The organism is Brevundimonas sp. Leaf363, assembly GCF_001424025.1.
GTDB lineage: Bacteria > Pseudomonadota > Alphaproteobacteria > Caulobacterales > Caulobacteraceae > Brevundimonas.
On record NZ_LMPZ01000001.1, the window covers coordinates 590398 to 609257 of the forward strand.

Genomic DNA, 18860 nt, shown 5'->3' on the forward strand with positions numbered 1-18860 from the left:
GACGGACTATGTGCACGGTTTGTTCCGGTTGCCAAGATGTTCTCATTGGGCCGGTTCGCCAGACGTCCGAATTTGTCGCACGGCCTCCGGTTGAAGCGAGACCAGCGTTACGATACCAATGGTCGCCAAGAGGCAGAAAGTTCAATGAAAACAGCAATCCTGTCGGCCACGCTCGGCGTCGCCATGGCCATGGCTTGCGGGACGGCGGCGCTGGCGGAATCGTTCAACATCCAGATGGCGGGCCAGCATCGCGGCGTCGTGCGGGGCCAGCGCTTCGCCATTCCGACCTATCATGTGAACTTCGTGACCTCGCAGCAGGCCACCTCGGTCATGTCGATCGGGTCGCGCGCGCGTCTCGCGATGGTGCTGCAGGGCGTCGATCAGGCGACCATGCGCCGGCTGACCAACGAAGCCTATGCCGACCTGCGGACCCAGATGGAGGGCGCCGGCCTGAGCCTGGTCTCGGCCGAGGAGACGCGCGCCATGACCCAGGCGGCGGGCATTCGCGAACTGCCGGACAATCTGGAGGTCGCCGGCATCGGGCCGGGCGTCACCATCGGCTCCAGCATCCGGCGCGGCTGGGTGACCATGGGGCCGGACGCGGCGCCGGCGCTTCAACCGCTCGCCACCATGCGCGGCGCCGCCAACTCGCTGGCCCAGATCAGCGCCATCAGCGCCCTGAACGGGCTGAACCGCACGCCGGATTCGGCCGATCTGGTCTTCATCGCCCCGTCGCTCCAGCTGGACTTCGTGCGCATGGAGGCCGCGCGCGGCGGCATGTTCGGGGGCGCGGCCTCGACCAGCGGCCAGGTCGGCTTCGGCGTGCTGGCGTCATCCCGCGTGGCGGCCCAGAAGCCCGCGGGTCGCATGAACGTCGGCACCCCCGGTGGCTTCGCCCCGCGCGCGGATGCGTTCACCAGCACCCCGTTTGCGGAGATCGTCACGGGCGCCGCAGCGGTACGGGCCGGCGCCGGGCTGTCCGACACGGTGGACGAGAACTATCAGGCGGTGGCCCGGGCTCGGGGCGACGCTGTGGTGGTCAACCTGCCGGTCTGGGAAGGCCTCGTGCGCGACGCCTACCGAAGCTACAACGCCGCCATCGTCCAGGCCCTCGTCAGCCAGCAATAGGCCTTCAGGCCGGCTGGAACGTCAGGGGGGCGCCCCAGAACTGGGCGACCAGGTCCGACTGCGGGCCGGGCGTCCCCGTGGTCAGGAAGTCGCGCCGGGCGGTCGAGCCCAGGTCGTATTCCGGGTGATGCTGGAAATAGCGTTCCAGGGCGTCCGCGACGGCGCTGGGCTGGTGGATCAGCTCGACGCCGGCGGGCAGGGCGGCGGCGAACAGGGGCGCGACGATCTGATAGTGGGTGCATCCCAGGATCGCCTTGTCCGGGTGGCGGCCGATGCGGCGGCGCAGGGCGTCGACGTGCTCGTCGACCACGACCTTCAGTTCCTCGGCCGTGGCGCCCAGCTCGATCAGGCCGGCCAGGCCGGGGCAGGGTTCGGAGAAGACGGCGATGTCCTCGCGCCGCTTGTCGATCTCGATCTCGTAGACGCGGCTGATGGCGGTGGCGGCGGTGCAGAAGACGCCGGTTATGTCGATGGCCTCGACCTTGTCGCCGCGCCGCTCGGCCTCATAGCTCCAGGGCAGGCCGGTCGCCGCCTCGATGGTCGGCACGATGATGCCCAGCACGTTGAAGGGCCGGCCCAGCGTCTTGCGCATCTCGGGCGCCCAGGTCTGCTGCAGGCGGCGCAGGGCGATGGCAGAGGCGGTGTTGCAGGCCAGAACGATGACCGACGCGCCGGCCTCGGCCAGTCGCTGGCAACCGGCGCGGGTCAGCTCGACGATGTCCTCGCCGCCGCGACCGCCGTAGGGGGCGTTGGCCTGGTCGGCCAGATAGATGAAGTCGCGCTCGGGGAACCGCTGCGTCAGTTCGCGATGGACGGTCAGGCCGCCCACGCCGCTATCGAAAACACCTATGGCCATGGCCCGGGGCTTTAGACGCCCTACATGAAGGGTCAACGGCTAATCGGCCGCGCCGGACTCGACCTTGGGGCGTTACAAGATTACGCCCGTGTCAAGTGACGCAGCCTGGCGATAGGACTAGGGTCGTCGATCAGTGATGAACAAGGATATTCCTCCATGCAAAGACGCCAGCTTCTTCTCGGCGGCGCGGGCCTGTTCGTGCTCGCCGGCTGTGCCAGTGCGGGTGCGATGAGCGGCGGCGCCATGAGCGGCGACCTGTCGCCCGAAGCCCTGGCGGCCGAGGCGGCCGAGGCCCGCGCCGTCCTGCCGATGCAGACCCCGCGCGCCGAACTGCTGCAGCCCTGGACCGGGCCGTACGACGGCACGCCGCCGTGGGACAAGGTGACGCCGGCCAAGCTGCGCGAAGCCATGATGGAGGCCATCGAGCTGGCCCGTCAGGACGTCGCCGCCGTGGCCAATAACCCCGCGCCGCCGACCTTCGCCAACACCATGGCGGCGCAGGAGCTGTGGGGCCAGCCGCTGGACCGCATCGTCAACATCTACAGCGTGATGACCGGCAACATCGGCGGCGATGAATACGACGCCGTCGACACGGAGCTGTCGCCCATCCTGTCGGGCTTCTTCGACGAAATCAGCTTCAACGACGCCCTGTTCCAGCGCGTGAAGACGGTGGCCGACAACGCCGACGCCATGGGCCTGAACGCCCAGCAGAAGCGTCTGGCCGAGCGCGCCCGCGACAGCTTCGTGCGCTCGGGCGCCAATCTGGACGCGGCCGGCAAGGCCGAGCTGGGCCGGATCAACACCGCCCTGTCGAACGCCTTCACCCGCTTCGGCCAGAAGGTGGTCGCGGACGAAAACGCCTGGACGGTGATCCCGAACGAAGCCGGCCTGGCCGGTCTGCCGGACTCGAACAAGGCCGCCGCCGCCGCAGCCGCGCGGACCCGCAACGTCCAGGGCTGGGCGATCCTGAACACCCGTTCGGCGGTCGATCCGTTCCTGACCTTCGCCGACGATCGCGCCCTGCGTCAGCAGGTCTGGACCAAGTTCGTGAACCGTGGCGACAACGGCGACGCCAACGACACCAACGCCACCATCGCCGAGATCGTGAAGCTGCGGGACCAGCGCGCCAAGCTGCTGGGCTACGCCAACCATGCCGAACTGCGCATGCAGGACACCATGGCCAAGACGCCGGCCAATGCGAAGTCGCTGATGGATCGCGTCTGGGCCCCGGCCAAGGCGCGGGTGGCCGAAGAGGTCGCCGACATGAAGGCGATCGCCGGCTACGACATCGAGCCGTGGGACTACCTCTACTTCGCCGAGAAGGTCCGCAAGGCCAAGTACGACCTGGATCAGAACCAGCTGAAGCCGTACTTCGAGCTGAACGCCGTGCGCGCCGGCTCCTTCGCCATGGCCGAGCGCCTCTACGGCTTCACCTTCAAGAAGCTGCCGAAGGGGACGGTTCCGGTCTTCGAACCGGACGTCGAGGTCTACGAGGTCTACGACAAGACCAAGGGCAACCGTCAGGTCGGCCTGTACTACACCGACGATTACGCCCGTCCGGGCAAGCGCTCGGGCGCCTGGATGACCACCTACCGGTCGTTCTCCAAGCTGGACGGCTCCAAGATCATCCTGGGGTCGAACAACAACAACTTCACCAAGCCGGAGCCGGGCGAGCCCGTGCTGATCTCGCTGGACGACGCCGAAACGCTGTTCCACGAGTTCGGCCACGCCCTGCACTACTTCTCGGCCGACGTGACCTATCCGTCGTTCGGCAACACGCCGCGCGACTTCGTGGAATATCCCTCGCAGGTGCATGAGCACTGGGTGCTGAGCCGGCCGATCCTGGACGGCTATCTGAAGCACTATCAGACCGGCGAGCCGATGCCGCAGGCGCTGGTCGACAAGATCCAGGCCTCGTCCACTTTCAACCAGGGCTATGCGACGGTCAGCTATTTGTCGTCGGCCATCGTCGACATGGACCTGCATACGCAGGCTGTGCCGCCGACCGACATCGACGCCTTCGAGAAGGCGTCGCTGGCGCGCATCGGCATGCCCAGGGAGATCGTGATGCGGCACCGCCTGCCGCAGTTCAATCACCTGTTCACCTCGGACGCCTATTCGGCCGGCTACTACAGCTACCTGTGGTCGGAAACGATGGACGCCGACACCTGGGCCTACTTCGAGGAGTCGGGCGACGTGTTCAATCCGGACATCGCCAACCGCTTCAAGACCATCATGCTGGCCCCCGGCAACACGACCGACCGGGCCGAGGCGTACCGCGCCTTCCGCGGTCGCGACCCGGACGTGGCGGCCCTGCTGCGGGTCCGGGGCTTCCCGGTCTCGTAAGGCGAGCCACGGTTTGAAACGACAGAAGCCCCGGCGGAGCGATCCGCCGGGGCTTCCTTTTTGCCGCGGGAGAGCGGGTCTTCTTACAGCGCGGCGGTGCGGACCTGGGCGCTGAGGGCGGCGCGGGCTTCGCGGGGCAGCTGGCTGCGGATCTGGGCGCGCGTGTCGGCCTGGCAGCGGTTGGCGCGGCGGTTCAGGCGGGTGTCGGACGCGCGGCTGTTGCGGCACAGGTCGGCCGCGACGGTGTTGATGCGCTGGTCCAGCGTCTGGGCGCCGGCGGCGGTGGAAAGGTCGAGATCGCCATAGGCGACACGGGCGTCCTGCGCCGAGGCGGCGGAGGCGACGGCCAGCATGGCGGTGGCGGCGAGAGCGGCGGTGATCCTGAACATTGGCTTCGTCCCTTGGGGCAGCCGCTCTGATCGGCGGCGAGGGAACGATGGCCGTCGCATGGCGCCGCAAGATGCGCTTTCGCCGGCTAAAGTTAGGCCAAAGTATAAATCGAAGTCATGACTTTCGCGTCATGAAATGAAAGTCATGATCTAAAGTTCATGATGACGGATTTATTGCGGGTTGTCACCCGCTGTTGCGCAATCCCGCCGCGATGCCGTTGACGGCCAGCAGGATGCCCTCGCGGACCAGCGGGTCGTCGTCTCCGGCGCGGCGGCGGCGGATCAGCTCGACCTGGACGTGGTTCAGCGGCTCGACATAGGGCATGCGCAAGCGGATCAGCCGGTCCAGCTCGGGCTGGCCGTCCAGCAGCGCCGTCTGGCCCGTGATGGTCAGGACGGCGTCGCGCGTGCGCTCCCACTCCGCCTTGATCGCCCCATAGATGCGCTCGGCCAGACCGGCGTCGGGCACCAGCGAGGCGTAGCGGCGGGCGATGGTCATGTCCGACTTGGACATGATCATCTCCAGGTTCTGGATGGCGGTGCGGAAGAAGGGCCAGGACTTGGCCATCTCGGCCAGTTCGCCGGCGTCCGCGCCCTGAACGGCCGAGCCGAAGCCGAACCAGCCCGGCAGCATCACCCGGCTCTGCGACCAGCTGAATACCCAGGGAATGGCGCGCAGGTCCTCGATGGCGGTGGAGGTGGTGCGCGAGGCCGGGCGCGAGCCGATCTTCAGCTCCGACAGTTCGGCGATCGGTGTGGCGGCGCGGAAATAGTCGACGAAGCCGGGCGTCTCATAGACCAGCGCCCGGTAGGCGTTCATCGAGGCCTGCGACAGGGTGGAGGCCGTCTGGCCGTGCAGACGGGTCAGCTCGTCGTCCGGCGGCGGGGCCAGCGAGGCGATCAGGGTCCCGGCGGTCAGGGCGTCGAGGTTGCGCCGCGCGACGTCTGGCTCGCCGTACTTGTTGGCGATGACCTCGCCCTGTTCGGTGATGCGGATGCGGCCGGCCACCGTGCCCTTCGGCTGCGAGAGCACGCCCGCGAAGGACGAACCGCCCCCGCGCCCGACGGCGCCGCCCCGGCCGTGGAACAGTTGCAGTCGCACGCCGGCCGCCTCGGTCACTGACAGGATGGCGCGCGACGCCTGATGCAGCTCCCAGCTGGAGGTGAAGTAGGAGCCGTCCTTGTTCGAGTCCGAATAGCCGATCATCACTTCCTGGACGCCACGCGCACGGGCCACGGCCAGGGCGGCGGGTTCGCGGAACAGGCGTTCCAGGGTCGGCTTGGCGGCGCGCAGGTCGTCGATGGTCTCGAACAGGGGCGCCGCCTGGATCGGGCATTCGCCGGGCGCCTCGGGGCGGTAGAGACCCGCCTCCTTCAGCAGCAGATAGACCTCCAGCATGTCCGAGGCGGCGTCGGTCTTGGACACGATGTGGGTGCGGATGGCCTGTGGGCCGAAGGTCTTCAGGGCGCGGGCGGCGGCCTCCAGGATCGACCGCTCCTTCAACGTCTCCTCGGTGTAGGTCCCGTACGGATTGAACAGCGGGCGGCCCGAGGTCAGTTCGGCCGACAGGCGGGCGATGCGCGCCTCCTCGTCCAGCGACGCATAGTCGGCCTCGACCCCGGCGACCTTGAACAGGTCGGCCACGACGCGTTCGTGCACGTCCGAGTTCTGGCGCAGGTCCAGCGTCGCCATGTGGAAGCCGAAGATGTCCAGCGCCGTGATCAGGCCCGACAGGCTGTCGTCGGCGAAGGCCTGACCGTGGTTGGCCACCAGGCTGTCGCGCAGCACCGCCAGCTCGCCCCGGAATTCTTCGGGGCCGTCATAGGCGGGCGCCGCGAAGCGGGCCGGGCGGGGCGCCGTCATGCCGGTCAGGGCCTGATGGGTGGCGGACAGGCGGGCGTAGATCTCGGTCAGGGCGCGGCGATAGGGCTCGTCGGTGCGGTGCGGGCTTTCGTCGTCCGACGCCTTGGACAGGGCCGCCAGCTCCGGCGACACATGGGCCAGCGAGCCGGACAGGCTGAGCTCGGCGCCCAGGGCGTGCACCTCGTCCAGATAGAAGCGCAGCACCGCCCGCGCCGCCGTCGCCATGGCCGAGGTCAGGGTCTCTCCGTTGACGTTGGGATTGCCGTCGCGGTCGCCGCCGACCCAGGCGCCGATGCGGATGAAGGGCTTCAGGTCCGGCGCCTCCAGCCGACGACGCCAGGCGTCCAGCTGCTGCGGTGCGACGCGAAGGAAGATGCGGTCCAGGAAGGAGACGACCGTCTCGATCTCGTCCTGCACCACCAGGCCGGTGGTCCGCACCAGGCGCGTGGCCCACAGGATGATGATCTGGCGGCGCAGGCCCTTGGTCAGGATGTCGGGCGTGCACGACAGGTCGTCGCGGTCGCAGGCGTCCAGCAGGGCCGACACCGAGGCGATGCGGTCGATCACGCTCTTGCGCCGCACCTCGGACGGGTGGGCGGTCAGGACCGGCGAGATCAGCGCGTCGTTCAGCAGGTCTCGCGCGTCGGCTTCGGTCTTGCCGGCGTCGGCCAGCCGGGCCAGGGCGCCTTCCAGCGTATCGGGCCGGGCCCCCTCGGCGGTCTGGATCTGGGCCCGGCGCTTGCCGGCGCGGTCCTCGGCGACATTGGCCAGCAGCGAGAAGCAGGCGAAACCGTGCGCCAGCCCGACCGCCTGATCCAGCGGCAGATCGGCCAGCAGGGCCTCTAGCCGCGAGGCGTCCCGCGACGCCGGATCGCGGTGATAGGCCACCGACGCCTGCCGCACCGCCTCGATCCGGTCGTAGAGCTCCTGGCCCCCCTCGTCGCGGATCACCTCGCCCAGAAGGGCGCCCAGTTGGCGCACTTCGTCGCGCAGGCGGTCGTCGGCGGCAGGGCTCATGGGCGTCATCTCTCAGCGGGGAGGCTGGGAATGTTACCGTAACAGGCGCGCGGCGGATGGCTACGCTGGAGTGAACGCCGAAACGCGATGTGTGCGGCGCATCGTTTTCCGGCGCGCGGCGCTTGCCTTGACCGCCAGGGCCGGGCAGGGACGGCCGACCAGGATCCGGGCCATCGCCGCCCGGTGGCTATCCCGTCCGCCCATCCGTCGGGAAATCGCCGCGACCGGACCCCCAGGCGGGGTCGGCGGCAGACGACAAGACGATCCCATGTCCCTCTATCCTTCCGAACGCCAGCAGTGGCTGGCCAATCCGCGTCGCGACCTGCTGGCCGGCACGGTTGTGGCCCTGGCCCTGATCCCCGAGGCCATCGCCTTCTCCCTGATCGCCGGCGTCGATCCCGCGGTGGGCCTCTACGCCTCCTTCGTCATCGCCGTGACGATCGCCATCGTCGGCGGCCGCCCGGCCATGATCTCGGCCGCGACCGGGGCCATGGCGCTGCTGATGGTCACCCTGGTCCGCGACCACGGCCTGGAATATCTGTTCGCCGCTTCGATCCTGTGCGGCGTGTTCCAGATCGGCATCGGGCTGCTGAAGTTGGGGCGCTACATCCGCTTCGTGTCACGCAGCGTCATGACCGGCTTCGTCAACGCCCTGGCCATCCTGATCTTCCTGGCCCAGATGCCCGAGCTGATCGGCGCCAACTGGCAGACCTACGCCCTTGTCGCGGCGTCGCTGGTCATCATCTACGGCCTGCCCCGCATCACCAAGGTCGTGCCCTCGGCCCTGGTCGCCATCGTGGTCGTCAGCGCCTTCGTCATGATCACCGGGACGCCGGTCCGCACCGTCGGCGACATGGGCCAGATGCCGACCAGTCTGCCGCTGTTCCACCTGCCGGCCGTGCCGCTGACGTGGGAGACGCTGATCATCATCGCACCGATCTCGGCCACCCTGGCCTTCGTCGGCCTGCTGGAAAGCCTGCTGACCGCCAATCTGATCGACGACATTACCGACACGCCCTCGGACAAGGACCGCGAAACCCGCGGCCAGGGCGTCGCCAACATCCTGTCGCCCCTGTTCGGCGGCATGGCGGGCTGCGCCATGATCGGCCAGTCGATCATCAACGTGACCTCCGGGGCTCGGGGCCGCTTGTCGACCCTGTGGGCGGGGCTGTTTCTGCTGTTCCTGATCCTGGTGCTTCAGGACTGGGTGGCGCGAATCCCGATGGCGGCGCTGGTGGCGGTCATGATCATGGTTTCGGTCGGCACCTTCGACTGGAGCTCGCTGACCAGGATCCGGTCGATCCCGTTCCAGTCGTCGGTCGTCATGCTGGCCACCACCGGCACGGTGGTCGTGACCCATGACCTGTCGAAAGGGGTGGTGCTGGGCGTGATCCTGTCGGCCATCTTCTTCATGCGGAAAGTCGCCAAGACCATCGTGGTCGAGGCCGACGACGCGACCGCCCCGGACGAGCTGCGCTATCGCGTGACCGGCCAATTGTTCTTCGCCTCGGCCGACGTCTTCGCCGCCAGCTTCGAGCATCATGGTCATCCGCGCCGGGTCCGCATCGACATGACGCAGGCGCATCTGTGGGACCGCACCGGCGTCGCCGCCCTGGACAAGGTCGTCTTCCGCTACCGCCGCCAGGGCGCCGAGGTCGAGGTGATCGGCGTCAACGAAACCGGCCGCGCCCTGGTCGATCGCGTCGGCCGCCACGACAAGCCGGACGCGCCTGCGCCCGCGCACTAGGGCGCCCGCCTTGTCTTCGCCGCGCTTTTCGAGCATAAGCCGCCGCTTCCGGCGCAAGTGAACCTCGCGTCTCCACCATCACGACCCCCAACAGCTTGGGACGAGGATGGCGAGAACCCTCTGCCGACGTGAGCGTCGCCAGAGGCCGCTTTCGTATGGAGATCGAACCGCTCGCCATATGAGGTGTTGATGTTCGAGGCTCTGAACGAGCGGCTGACAGGCGTTTTCGACCGGATCACCGGTCGCGGCGCCCTGTCCGAAAAGGACGTGGCGGAGGCGATGCGCGAAGTGCGCGTGGCCCTGCTGGAGGCCGACGTCGCCCTGCCGGTCGTCAAGGACTTCATCGCCTTCGCCACCGAGCGCGCCACGGGCGAAGAGGTAATCCGCTCGGTCAAGCCGGCCGATCAGGTGGTCAAGATCGTCTATGACGGCCTGATCGAGATGCTGGGCGGCGAGGAGCCGGTCGGCATCAATCTGAACGCCACGCCGCCGGCTGTGATCCTGATGGCCGGCCTGCAGGGCTCGGGCAAGACGACGACGTCCGCCAAGCTGGCGCTGCGCCTGACCAAATTCGATCGCAAGAAGGTCATGATGGCCTCGCTGGACACGCGTCGTCCGGCGGCGATGGAGCAGCTGGAGACCCTGGGTCGCCAGATCGAGGTCGCCACTCTACCGATCGTGGCCGGCGAGAGCGCGGTTCAGATCGCCAGGCGCGCGCTGCAATCCGCAAAACTGCAGGGCTTCGACGTCCTGATCCTCGACACCGCCGGCCGCATCACGCTCGACGAAGGGCTGATGAACGAGGTGGCTGAGGTCGCTCAGGTCGCCAAGCCGGTCGAGACCCTGCTGGTCGCCGACAGCCTGACCGGTCAGGACGCGGTGCGCACCGCCAAGGCCTTCCATGAACGCCTGCCGCTGACCGGTCTGGTTCTGACCCGCGCCGACGGCGACGGGCGCGGCGGGGCCATGCTGTCGATGCGCGCCGTCACCGGCCTGCCGATCAAATATCTGGGCGCCGGCGAGAAGGTCGATGCGCTGGACGTGTTCGACGCCCGCCGCGTCGCCGGCCGCATCCTGGGTCAGGGGGACATCGTCGCCCTGGTCGAGAAGGCCAGCCAGGAACTGGACGCCTCCAAGGCCGAGGCGATGGCGCGCAAGCTGGCCAAGGGCCAGTTCGACCTGAACGACCTGATGGGCCAGCTTCAGCAGATGAAGCGGATGGGCGGCCTGCAGGGGATCATGGGCCTGCTGCCCGGCGTGGCCAAGATGAAGAACCAGATGGCCGAAAGCGGCGTCGACGATCGGATGATCGCCCGCCAGGAAGCCATCATCTCCTCCATGACCAAGCTGGAGCGCAAGAAGCCGGACCTGCTGAACGCCAGCCGCAAGAAGCGCGTGGCCGCCGGCGCCGGCGTCGATGTCCAGGACATCAACCGCCTGCTGAAACAGCACCGTCAGATGGCCGACATGGTCAAGGCGATGTCGCGCGGCGGTCCCAAGAAGATGCAGCAGATGGCCGCCATGCTGGGCGGTCTCGGCGGCGGCGGCGGCGGGCTGCCCGGCATGGGCGGTCCCGACCTGAACCGGTTGAAGGCGATGGGCGGCGGCAAGATGGCCGAGCCCTCGGCCGACGAATTGAAAGCCCTTCAGGACCGCATGGCGGCCCTGGGCGGCGGACAACTTCCGGGGGGCCTTCCGGGCCTGCCCGGTTTCCCTCCCAAGAAATAATACGACCTAACGAAAGAGACTGAAAATGCTGAAGATTCGTCTGGCCCGCGGTGGCTCCAAGAAGCGCCCGTACTACTACATCGTCGTCGCCGACTCGCACGCGCCCCGGGACGGCAAGTTCCTGGAACGCGTCGGCACTTACAACCCGATGCTACCCAAGGACGGCGAAAAGCCCCGCGTGACCCTGAAGGCCGACCGCGTCTCGGAATGGCTGGGCAAGGGCGCCCAACCGACCGACCGCGTCGCGCGCTTCATCAGCCAGAGCACGGACGAAGCCCTGGTCGGCAAGGTCAAGTGGGCCGCCGGTCAGAACCTGAAGAAGGGCGAGCCGGGCAAGAAGGCCCAGGAACGCGCCGCCGAGCGTGCGCAACGCGAAGCCGACCGTCTGGAAGCCGAAGCGGCCGCCAAGGTCGAGGCCGCTGAAGCCGCCGCCCGCGCCAAGGAAGAAGCCGCCGCCGCGGCCGCCGCTCCGGCTCCGGCCGCTGAGGAAGCCCCCGCTGAAGAGGCTCCGGCCGCTGACGCTGACGGCTCGGCCGAAGTGGCCGTCGAAGACGCCCCGGCCGAAGGCGCCGCCGAAGAAAAGACCGAAGCGTAAGCCTGACATCCTTCTCCCCCTGGGGGAAAAGGTGGGCGCCGCAGGCGCTCGGATGAGGGGTTGGTTGGACGCGGAGTGATGCGGGTGACGTCGAGCGGCAGCTGCCGTTCCCCTCATCCGTCTCGCTTCGCGAGCCACCTTCTCCCCCGAGGGGAGAAGGATAGATGACCTCCGACAAACTGATCCTCGTCGCCCAGGTCGCCGGCGGTTTCGGCGTCAAGGGCGAGGTGCGGGTCACCGCCTATACGGCCGACCCGATGGCCCTGATGGGCTACGGCCCCCTGCTGCGTGCGGACGGGTCGGTGGGCCTGACCCTGAACAGCGCGCGACCTGACAAGAACGGCGTCGTCGGCCGGGCGAAGGAGATCGCCACTAAGGAAGAGGCCGACGCCCTGCGCGGGCTGAAGCTGCACATTCCCCGCAGCCGCCTGCCCGAACCGGACGAGGACGAGGTCTATCTGTCCGACCTGATCGGCGTGGAGGCGCGCGATCCATCGGGCGCCGTGATCGGGCGGGTGAAATCGGTCCAGAACTTCGGCGCCGACGACATGCTCGAAATCGCGCCGAGCGAGGGCGGCCCGACCTGGTACCTGCCGTTCACCAAGGACGCCGTGCCGGAACTGCACCTGGCCGACGGCTGGGTGCTGGCCGTGCGTCCCACCGAGATCGGCGAGCGCGAGCCGGAGTAGGGCTCTACGCGTCTTCGACCGGCGCGTCGGGCACGTGCTTCTTGATCGAGTCGATCGCGCGCTTGGCGCCCGACTTGTCGGAATACCCTTCGGTCGAGAAGATGACTTCCGAGTTGAACTTGAAGCGGACGCGGTACTCGCCCGCCTTGTCCTTATAGACTTCGAACTTGTGCGCCATGACCGCGTCCTTCGAGGTTGCGACTCGTCGTCGAGCCGGTTCGAAGGGTTCATCGGGATCACCGCGACCGTCAACCGCAATGTCCGCTGGGTGACACACCGTATCAGCACCCAACCCGGTTGCGAACCTTACCCCTTCTTCCGACATAGAGCGCTCAACCGCCGCTGGAGCGCCGCCGATGACCGACCTGTCCGCCTTCCCGATTGCCCAGCGCTGGCCGGCCCTGCATCCCGAGCGGCTTCAGCTCTATTCGCTGCCGACGCCGAACGGGATGAAGGTCTCCATCATGCTGGAGGAGATCGGCCTGCCCTACGAGCCGCATCTGGTCGACATCACCAAGAACGAAAGCTGGACGCCCGAGTTTCTGTCGCTGAACCCCAACGGCAAAATCCCCGCGATCATCGACCCGAACGGTCCGGGCGGACAGCCGCTGGCCCTGTTCGAATCCGGCGCCATCCTGATCTATCTGGCCGAAAAGACCGGCAAGCTGCTCTCGGCCGATCCGGCCACGCGCTACCAGACCATCCAGTGGCTGATGTTCCAGATGGGCGGCGTGGGCCCGATGTTCGGCCAGCTGGGCTTCTTCCACAAGTTCGCCGGCGCCGCCTTCGAGGACAAGCGACCGCGCGACCGCTATGCGGCGGAGAGCAAGCGGCTGCTGGGCGTACTGGAGACCCGACTGGCGGAACGCACCTGGATCATGGGCGACGACTTCAGCATCGCCGACGTCTCCATGCTGGGCTGGGTGAAGACCTTGCGCGATTTCTACGGCGCCGCTGATCTGGTCGGCTGGGACGACCTGAAGGCCGTGCCCGCCTGGCTGGGGCGCGGCTTCGCGCGCCCGGCGGTGCTGAAGGGTTCGGGCATTCCGGCGCGGCCCGCATGATGCGCTGAACCCGCTCGCGGGGCCGGCGTTACCGATGCTCACTGGAAGGAACCCACCATGAGCATCTTCAGCAAGATCTGGGACAAGATCACCGGCCACAAGCCGAAGCCCGCGCCCCAGCCGTCCCCGACCACCGCCGCACCCGCCCCGGCTCCGGCCCCGCAGGCCACGCCCGCCGCGCCTGTCGATGTCGAGGCCATCCTGAGCAATCTGGCGGACAGCAAGGGCGGCGGCGGCAACTGGCGCACCTCGATCGTCGACCTGCTGAAGCTGCTCGACCTGGATTCCAGCCTCGCGGCCCGCAAGGAGCTGGCCGAGGAGCTGAACGTCCACGCCGGCGAACATGGCTCGGCCGAGCAGAACATCGCCCTGTCGAAGGCCGTCTGGCAGAAACTGGCCCAGAACGGCGGCCAGGTGCCGGCGTCGCTGCGAGACTGATCGCATGGCCGACCTGACCCTGAAGGACATCGCCAAGACGATGGCCGACATCGACTTCACGATGTTGTCCACCCGCGCCGAGGGCGGCCAGATCGCCGCCCGGCCGATGAGCAATAACGGCGATGTCGAATACGACGGAGACAGCTTCTTCTTCTCGTATGAAGACACCAACACGGTGCGCGACATCCAGCGCGATGCGAACGTCGGGCTCAGCCTGCAAGGCAACAAGAGCCTGCTGGGCGCGCCTGGCATTTTCATCTCGATCGAGGCCCGGGCGGAGCTGATCCGCGACAAGGCCGAGTTCGAGAAGCACTGGAACAAGGACCTGGAGATCTGGTTCGAGCAGGGCGTCGATACGCCCGGCATCGTCCTGATCAAATGCCACGCCAGCCGCATCCACTATTGGGATGGCAAGGATGAGGGCGAACTGACGGTCTGATCGAGATCCTCCCCCTTGGGGGAGGGGGACCGCTTGCGGTGGAGGGGGCTAACCGCACGCGCCGCGCTCAATCCAGAATCCGCGAACCCAGCTTCAAGCCCCCTCCACCCCTTCGGGGTCCCCCTCCCCCTATGGGGGAGGATCTCACGAGAACTCGGCTTCCAGGTCCGCCAACCTTGCCGCTTGGTCTTCCGCGATCAGGGCGTCCAGCAGGGGGTCGATGTCGCCCTCGAGGATCTGCGGCAGGCTGTGCAGGGTGAGGTTGATGCGGTGGTCCGACACGCGGCCCTGCGGGAAGTTGTAGGTGCGGATCCGTTCCGACCGATCGCCGGAGCCGACCTGCGACTTGCGCGCGTCGGACCGTGCGTTGTCCTTGGCCTGGCGCTGCATGTCGTAGAGGCGAACACGCAGGTTCTTCATCGCCTTGTCGCGGTTCACGTGCTGCGACTTCTCCGACGACGTCACCACGATGCCGGACGGGAAGTGGGTGATGCGCACGGCCGAGTCGGTCTTGTTGACGTGCTGGCCGCCCGAGCCCGACGCGCGGAAGGTGTCGATGCGGATGTCCTTGTCCTGGATGTCGATCTCGACGTCCTCGACCTCGGGGAGGACCGCGACGGTGGCGGCCGAGGTGTGGATGCGCCCGCCCGCCTCGGTGGTCGGCACGCGCTGGACGCGGTGGACGCCGCTTTCGAACTTCAGCCGGCCGAAGACGCCGTCGCCGGTGACGGTGGCGATGACTTCCTTGTAGCCGCCGGCGTCCCCCTCGGTGGCGCTGTCGACCTCGACCCGCCAGCCGCGCGTGGAGGCGTAGCGCGAATACATGCGGAACAGGTCGCCGGCGAACAGGGCCGCCTCGTCGCCGCCCGTGCCGGCGCGCACTTCCAGCACGGCGCTGGCGTTCTCGTCCGCATCGCGCGGCGCCAGCAGCAGGGCGACATCGCGCTCCATGTCGGGCAGGGCGTCCTTCAGCGACTGCAACTCGTCGGCGGCCATCTCGGCCATCTCGGGATCGGCGGCCATGGCCTCCAGATCGACCATCTCGGCCCGCACCTTCGCCAGACCCAGCACGGCGTCGGCGACCGGCTTCATTTCCGCGTGCTCCTTGGACAGGCGCACGATCTCCTGCCCGTCCGTGGCCGCGCCCATCCGCGCCTCCACCTGGTGGAAGCGGTCGAGCACCTGATCGAGCCGGGCCTGGGGCAGTCGCAACGCAAGGAACCTCTTGTCGGAAGGGGCGGAGGATTAGCGGTGCGCCCGCGGCGTGTCGATGCGGGGCGGCGGATTCGGCGCGACCCGTCGCGGTTGGCAGCGCATCTTATTCGTGCGGCGAGCCATTCTGCGTTGCCAAGGGCGTCGCTTTATTCCTATGGCGACGGTGGGATTTAGCGCAGGACGTTTGCGCGAACGGGGATACGCATGGAAACCTTCTTCCTCTTCCTGCTGGTCGGGTTGCTGGCCCAGGCCGTCGATGGGGCGCTGGGCATGGCCTACGGCGTGATCTCCTCGTCGGTGCTGATGGCCTTCGGCGTGCCGCCGGCCGTCGCCTCGGCCAGCGTGCACGGGGCCGAGGTCTTCACCACGGCGGCCTCGGCCGGCAGCCATGTCTGGCACAAGAACGTCGACTGGCAGCTGTTCGTGCCCCTGGCCATCGCGGGCGTGATCGGGGGCGTCGCGGGCGCCTATCTGCTCAGCGGGATCACCGGCTCGGTCATCAAGCCGTTCGTGGTGGCCTATCTGGCGCTGATGGGGGTCTACATCCTGTTCCGGGCCGTGCGCGGCGTGAAGCCCAAGGCGATCCGACCGGCGTGGATCCTGGCGCCCCTGGGACTGGTCGGCGGCTTCTTCGACGCCATCGGCGGCGGGGGGTGGGGGCCGACGGTCTCCTCCACCATGGTCGGCGCCGGCGAGGAGCCGCGCAAGGTCATCGGCACGGTCAACACGGCCGAGTTCTTCCTGACCGTCGCCATCTCCGCGACCTTCGTCTGGGCGCTTGTGACCGGCCACTGGCGCGAGGCGGAGGGTCTGCAGGACCACCTGACCGCCGTCGCCGGCCTGATCGTCGGCGGCCTGATGGCGGCGCCGTTCGCCGGCCTGATCACCAAGCGCGTGCCGCACCGCGTGCTGACCTACGCCGTCGGCGTCCTGCTGCTGATCCTGGCGCTCTTCCAGGGCCTGCAACTGGCCAAGGTGATCTGACCGAACCCGACCTGGGTACCGACTACTCTGGGCGCCCGTTACGCATAGCCCGCGCGCACGCGCCCCTATCGACTGGCCATTCGTGGCGGTGGTTGGGAGATTGGGCGTGGCGGGATGTGTGCCGGCGTGGGGCGCGGCGTGAGCGCGCCGTGGGACCAGTTCGGCCCGGCCTATGATCTGGCGCCGTTCGACGGGGCGGCGCGAACCTATCTGATCGCGTCCAGCCCGCGCACGGGCAGCCACTGGCTGGGACATCTGTTCCGGGCCTGCGGGGACATGGGCGCGCCCCTGGAATATCTGCATCCGCGGCATCTGGCGGACTGGGGCGAGCGCCTGGGGACGGCGGGCGCGGCCCAGACGGTGCGGGCGATCCAGCGGCGGCGGACGTCGCCCTCCGGCTGGTTCGGCGTCAAGGCGCACTGGGCCCAGTTCGCGGCGGCGCCCGGCGCCGCGGCGGTCGAGCGCTGGGTACGGATCGTCCGCGACGATGCGCTGGATCAGGCCATCTCGCTGGTGGTGGCCAAACAGACCCGCTCGCCCATCAGCTTTCGGCCCTCGAGCGGCGCCCTGATCTATGATCGGGCGGCGATCACCGCGGCGCGGGTGCGGCTGGCGCAGGATGCGGCCGGCTGGGACGATTTCTTCGCGCGCGAGCGGGTCACGCCGCTGAGGATCGCCTATGAAGACCTGGTCGCGCGGCCGTTGGACGCGCTGAACGCGGCGCGGGCGCATCTGGACCTGCCGGCTCTCTCCACCCTGCCGGACGGCGACGGGATGCCCGCGCGGCAGGCGACGGCGACGAACGCCCTGTGGCGCGCGCGGTATCTGGAGGAGACGGCCGGTGACTGATCTGAACGTCGGACTGGTGGGCTACGGCTATGTCGGCAAGACGTTTCACGCGCCGCTGATCTCCGCCACGCCGGGGATGCGGCTGGCGGGCGTCGTCTCGAGCCGACCGGACGATGTGGCGGCGGACTGGCCGGACGCGGCGGTCCACCCGACGCTGGACGCGCTGCTGGCGTCCAGGCCGGACCTGGTGGTCATCGCCACCCCGAATGATCTGCACGAACCCCAGGCGCGCGCCGCGCTGCGGGCCGGCTGCGCCGTCGTGGTCGACAAGCCCTTCACCCTGACGGTGGCCGAGGCCGAGGGGCTGGAGCGGCTGGCCGAAGAGATGGGGCGGCTGCTGTCGGTGTTCCACAACCGGCGCTGGGACGGCGAGTTTCTGACGCTCAAGCGGCTGATCGCGGACGGGTCGCTGGGGACCATCCGCCGGTTCGAAAGCCATATCGACCGCTACAGACCGCAGGTGCGCGACCGCTGGCGCGAGAACGCCGGGCCGGGCGCCGGCCTCTGGTTCGACCTGGGTCCGCACCTTGTGGACCAGGCGCTGCAGCTGTTCGGCTGGCCGGAAGCGATCACCGCCGATCTGGCGACCCTGCGGCCCGGCGGCCAGTCGACCGACTATGTCCACGTGGTGCTGCGCTATCCGGGGGTGCGGGCCATCCTGCACGCCGACGTCACCTCGCCCGCGCCCGACCTGCGGATGGCTGTGCAGGGCGACAAGGGCGGCTGGATCAAGACCGGCATGGACGTGCAGGAAGACCAGCTGAAGGCCGGTATGACGCCGGGCGCGCCGGGGTGGGGCGTCGATCCCCGACCGGGCGTTCTGACCGACGGCGCGACGGGCCGGCGGCGCGAGACGCCGGGGCAGGCGGGCGGGCAACAGGCCTATTATGCGGCCGTGGCGGCGGCGCTGCGGGGCGAGGGGCCCAACCCGGTCACCGCCGCAGAGGCGATCCAGGTCATGCGCGTCATCGAGGCGGGCGAACGCAGCGCCCGCGAGCGCCGCGACGTCGCGCTCTAGTAGGCCTCGCCCGGCTGCAGGCAGGCGGCGCGGACGCCGGCGTTGCAGTCGCGCACGCGCTGCTCCCAGCGCGCCTTGTCGGCCTCGTACTGACGCTGGGCGGCCTCCGAGGCGCGCACGCCCTCTTCGTAGTTCAGGCGCTCGGCGCGGCCGCGCTCGACGCTGGCCTCGTACTCGGCCTGGGCCTGGGCATAGGCGGCCTGATCGGCCGATTCCTGCTTCGCCGCCGCGTCGTTGCGGGCGGTGATCTCGGCGTTCAGCCGCATGGTGGCCTGCAGCTCTTCGGGCGTCTGAGCCGCGTCCGGGGCGCGGTGATAGGTCTCGCCCAGCGCCTGCAGGCGCGCCTGCTCCTCGGGCGACTGCGCCCGGGCGGTCGCCGGCTGGACCGCGTCGGTGGCGGACGGCGCGGTGGTCTGGGCGACAGCCGGAAGGGCCAGCGCGGCGACGGCGGTGAAGGCGAGAAGGGTGCGGGCGATCATGGGTCCAGCGTCTCC

At 68.8% G+C, this 18860-nt stretch carries 18 protein-coding genes and 1 other annotated feature; of the genes, 12 read left to right on the forward strand and 6 right to left on the reverse strand.

Annotation, left to right across the window (positions count from 1 at the left end):
* Positions 1 to 144 precede the first annotated feature (144 nt).
* A complete protein-coding gene (locus ASG17_RS02835; protein WP_056098740.1) occupies positions 145 to 1128 on the forward strand; it encodes a hypothetical protein in 984 nt (327 codons plus the stop codon).
* A gap of 4 nt (positions 1129 to 1132) precedes the next feature.
* Here ASG17_RS02835 and ASG17_RS02840 read toward each other — a convergent pair whose 3' ends face one another.
* Positions 1133 to 1984 carry a glutamate racemase gene (locus tag ASG17_RS02840; RefSeq protein WP_056098742.1) on the reverse strand — a complete coding sequence of 284 codons (852 nt, stop codon included), beginning with the start codon at positions 1982 to 1984 and terminating at the stop codon, positions 1133 to 1135.
* A gap of 156 nt (positions 1985 to 2140) precedes the next feature.
* On the opposite strand from ASG17_RS02840, the gene ASG17_RS02845 reads away from it, so the two are divergent.
* Complete coding sequence (locus ASG17_RS02845; RefSeq protein WP_056098744.1) at positions 2141 to 4330, forward strand: M3 family metallopeptidase; 2190 nt, start codon at positions 2141 to 2143, stop codon at positions 4328 to 4330.
* A gap of 83 nt (positions 4331 to 4413) precedes the next feature.
* Here ASG17_RS02845 and ASG17_RS02850 read toward each other — a convergent pair whose 3' ends face one another.
* Positions 4414 to 4719 (reverse strand): UrcA family protein, encoded by a 306-nt coding sequence (locus ASG17_RS02850; RefSeq protein ID WP_056098745.1) that lies wholly within the window; start codon positions 4717 to 4719, stop codon positions 4414 to 4416.
* A 184-nt stretch (positions 4720 to 4903) separates the two neighbouring features.
* A complete protein-coding gene (gene ppc, locus ASG17_RS02855; RefSeq protein WP_235560344.1) occupies positions 4904 to 7600 on the reverse strand; it encodes a phosphoenolpyruvate carboxylase in 2697 nt (898 codons plus the stop codon).
* Between the two features lie 158 nt (positions 7601 to 7758).
* Positions 7759 to 7817, forward strand: a sequence feature (sul1 is cis-regulatory element that is thought to sense ions involved in sulfur or methionine metabolism; They are found in Alphaproteobacteria).
* 51 nt (positions 7818 to 7868) lie between these two features.
* Between ppc and ASG17_RS02860 the strand changes: the two genes are divergently transcribed.
* From ASG17_RS02860 to rimM, 4 genes are all read left to right on the forward strand, one after another.
* Positions 7869 to 9347, forward strand: a complete 1479-nt coding sequence (locus ASG17_RS02860; protein ID WP_056098749.1) for a SulP family inorganic anion transporter — start codon at positions 7869 to 7871, stop codon at positions 9345 to 9347.
* A 189-nt stretch (positions 9348 to 9536) separates the two neighbouring features.
* Positions 9537 to 11075 (forward strand): signal recognition particle protein, encoded by a 1539-nt coding sequence (gene ffh / locus ASG17_RS02865; protein WP_056098751.1) that lies wholly within the window; start codon positions 9537 to 9539, stop codon positions 11073 to 11075.
* Between the two features lie 25 nt (positions 11076 to 11100).
* Positions 11101 to 11670 (forward strand): 30S ribosomal protein S16, encoded by a 570-nt coding sequence (gene rpsP / locus ASG17_RS02870; RefSeq protein WP_056098753.1) that lies wholly within the window; start codon positions 11101 to 11103, stop codon positions 11668 to 11670.
* 164 nt (positions 11671 to 11834) lie between these two features.
* Positions 11835 to 12359 (forward strand): ribosome maturation factor RimM, encoded by a 525-nt coding sequence (gene rimM / locus ASG17_RS02875; protein ID WP_056098755.1) that lies wholly within the window; start codon positions 11835 to 11837, stop codon positions 12357 to 12359.
* A 4-nt stretch (positions 12360 to 12363) separates the two neighbouring features.
* Here rimM and ASG17_RS15105 read toward each other — a convergent pair whose 3' ends face one another.
* Positions 12364 to 12537: a DUF1508 domain-containing protein gene (locus ASG17_RS15105; RefSeq protein WP_082496074.1), complete on the reverse strand. Its 174-nt coding sequence runs from the start codon at positions 12535 to 12537 to the stop codon at positions 12364 to 12366.
* A gap of 178 nt (positions 12538 to 12715) precedes the next feature.
* Between ASG17_RS15105 and ASG17_RS02880 the strand changes: the two genes are divergently transcribed.
* Genes ASG17_RS02880 through ASG17_RS02890 form a run of 3 tightly spaced genes read left to right on the forward strand, consistent with a single transcriptional unit; the run spans position 12716 to position 14300 of the window.
* On the forward strand, positions 12716 to 13423 hold the full coding sequence (locus ASG17_RS02880; RefSeq protein WP_056098757.1) for a glutathione S-transferase N-terminal domain-containing protein: 708 nt from the start codon (positions 12716 to 12718) through the stop codon (positions 13421 to 13423).
* A gap of 57 nt (positions 13424 to 13480) precedes the next feature.
* Positions 13481 to 13861 (forward strand): DUF3597 family protein, encoded by a 381-nt coding sequence (locus tag ASG17_RS02885; protein WP_056098759.1) that lies wholly within the window; start codon positions 13481 to 13483, stop codon positions 13859 to 13861.
* Between the two features lie 4 nt (positions 13862 to 13865).
* Positions 13866 to 14300 carry a pyridoxamine 5'-phosphate oxidase family protein gene (locus tag ASG17_RS02890; protein WP_056098760.1) on the forward strand — a complete coding sequence of 145 codons (435 nt, stop codon included), beginning with the start codon at positions 13866 to 13868 and terminating at the stop codon, positions 14298 to 14300.
* A gap of 144 nt (positions 14301 to 14444) precedes the next feature.
* Here ASG17_RS02890 and prfA read toward each other — a convergent pair whose 3' ends face one another.
* Positions 14445 to 15512 carry a peptide chain release factor 1 gene (prfA, locus tag ASG17_RS02895; RefSeq protein ID WP_056098762.1) on the reverse strand — a complete coding sequence of 356 codons (1068 nt, stop codon included), beginning with the start codon at positions 15510 to 15512 and terminating at the stop codon, positions 14445 to 14447.
* 207 nt (positions 15513 to 15719) lie between these two features.
* Here prfA and ASG17_RS02900 point away from each other — a divergent pair, with 207 nt between their 5' ends.
* The 3 genes from ASG17_RS02900 (at position 15720) to ASG17_RS02910 (ending at position 18366) form a co-directional block, all read left to right on the forward strand.
* Positions 15720 to 16499, forward strand: coding sequence for a sulfite exporter TauE/SafE family protein (locus ASG17_RS02900; RefSeq protein ID WP_056098765.1), 780 nt, complete (start codon positions 15720 to 15722; stop codon positions 16497 to 16499).
* Between the two features lie 138 nt (positions 16500 to 16637).
* Positions 16638 to 17348, forward strand: coding sequence for a Stf0 family sulfotransferase (locus ASG17_RS02905; RefSeq protein WP_162238763.1), 711 nt, complete (start codon positions 16638 to 16640; stop codon positions 17346 to 17348).
* Positions 17341 to 18366 carry an oxidoreductase gene (locus ASG17_RS02910; RefSeq protein WP_056098768.1) on the forward strand — a complete coding sequence of 342 codons (1026 nt, stop codon included), beginning with the start codon at positions 17341 to 17343 and terminating at the stop codon, positions 18364 to 18366. Before ASG17_RS02905 ends, ASG17_RS02910 begins: the two co-directional genes overlap by 8 nt.
* Here the strand turns inward: ASG17_RS02910 and ASG17_RS02915 are convergent.
* Positions 18363 to 18845 carry a hypothetical protein gene (locus tag ASG17_RS02915; protein WP_056098770.1) on the reverse strand — a complete coding sequence of 161 codons (483 nt, stop codon included), beginning with the start codon at positions 18843 to 18845 and terminating at the stop codon, positions 18363 to 18365. The genes ASG17_RS02910 and ASG17_RS02915 overlap by 4 nt on opposite strands.
* Positions 18846 to 18860 lie beyond the last annotated feature (15 nt).

Coding starts and splice junctions, on each gene's coding strand:
- ASG17_RS02835 (WP_056098740.1), top strand. CDS start 145: ATGAAAACAGCAATCCTGTCGGCCACGCTCGGCGTCGCCATGGCCATG.
- ASG17_RS02840 (WP_056098742.1), bottom strand. CDS start 1,984: ATGGCCATAGGTGTTTTCGATAGCGGCGTGGGCGGCCTGACCGTCCAT.
- ASG17_RS02845 (WP_056098744.1), top strand. CDS start 2,141: ATGCAAAGACGCCAGCTTCTTCTCGGCGGCGCGGGCCTGTTCGTGCTC.
- ASG17_RS02850 (WP_056098745.1), bottom strand. CDS start 4,719: ATGTTCAGGATCACCGCCGCTCTCGCCGCCACCGCCATGCTGGCCGTC.
- ppc (WP_235560344.1), bottom strand. CDS start 7,600: ATGAGCCCTGCCGCCGACGACCGCCTGCGCGACGAAGTGCGCCAACTG.
- ASG17_RS02860 (WP_056098749.1), top strand. CDS start 7,869: ATGTCCCTCTATCCTTCCGAACGCCAGCAGTGGCTGGCCAATCCGCGT.
- ffh (WP_056098751.1), top strand. CDS start 9,537: ATGTTCGAGGCTCTGAACGAGCGGCTGACAGGCGTTTTCGACCGGATC.
- rpsP (WP_056098753.1), top strand. CDS start 11,101: ATGCTGAAGATTCGTCTGGCCCGCGGTGGCTCCAAGAAGCGCCCGTAC.
- rimM (WP_056098755.1), top strand. CDS start 11,835: ATGACCTCCGACAAACTGATCCTCGTCGCCCAGGTCGCCGGCGGTTTC.
- ASG17_RS15105 (WP_082496074.1), bottom strand. CDS start 12,537: ATGGCGCACAAGTTCGAAGTCTATAAGGACAAGGCGGGCGAGTACCGC.
- ASG17_RS02880 (WP_056098757.1), top strand. CDS start 12,716: ATGACCGACCTGTCCGCCTTCCCGATTGCCCAGCGCTGGCCGGCCCTG.
- ASG17_RS02885 (WP_056098759.1), top strand. CDS start 13,481: ATGAGCATCTTCAGCAAGATCTGGGACAAGATCACCGGCCACAAGCCG.
- ASG17_RS02890 (WP_056098760.1), top strand. CDS start 13,866: ATGGCCGACCTGACCCTGAAGGACATCGCCAAGACGATGGCCGACATC.
- ASG17_RS02900 (WP_056098765.1), top strand. CDS start 15,720: ATGGAAACCTTCTTCCTCTTCCTGCTGGTCGGGTTGCTGGCCCAGGCC.
- ASG17_RS02915 (WP_056098770.1), bottom strand. CDS start 18,845: ATGATCGCCCGCACCCTTCTCGCCTTCACCGCCGTCGCCGCGCTGGCC.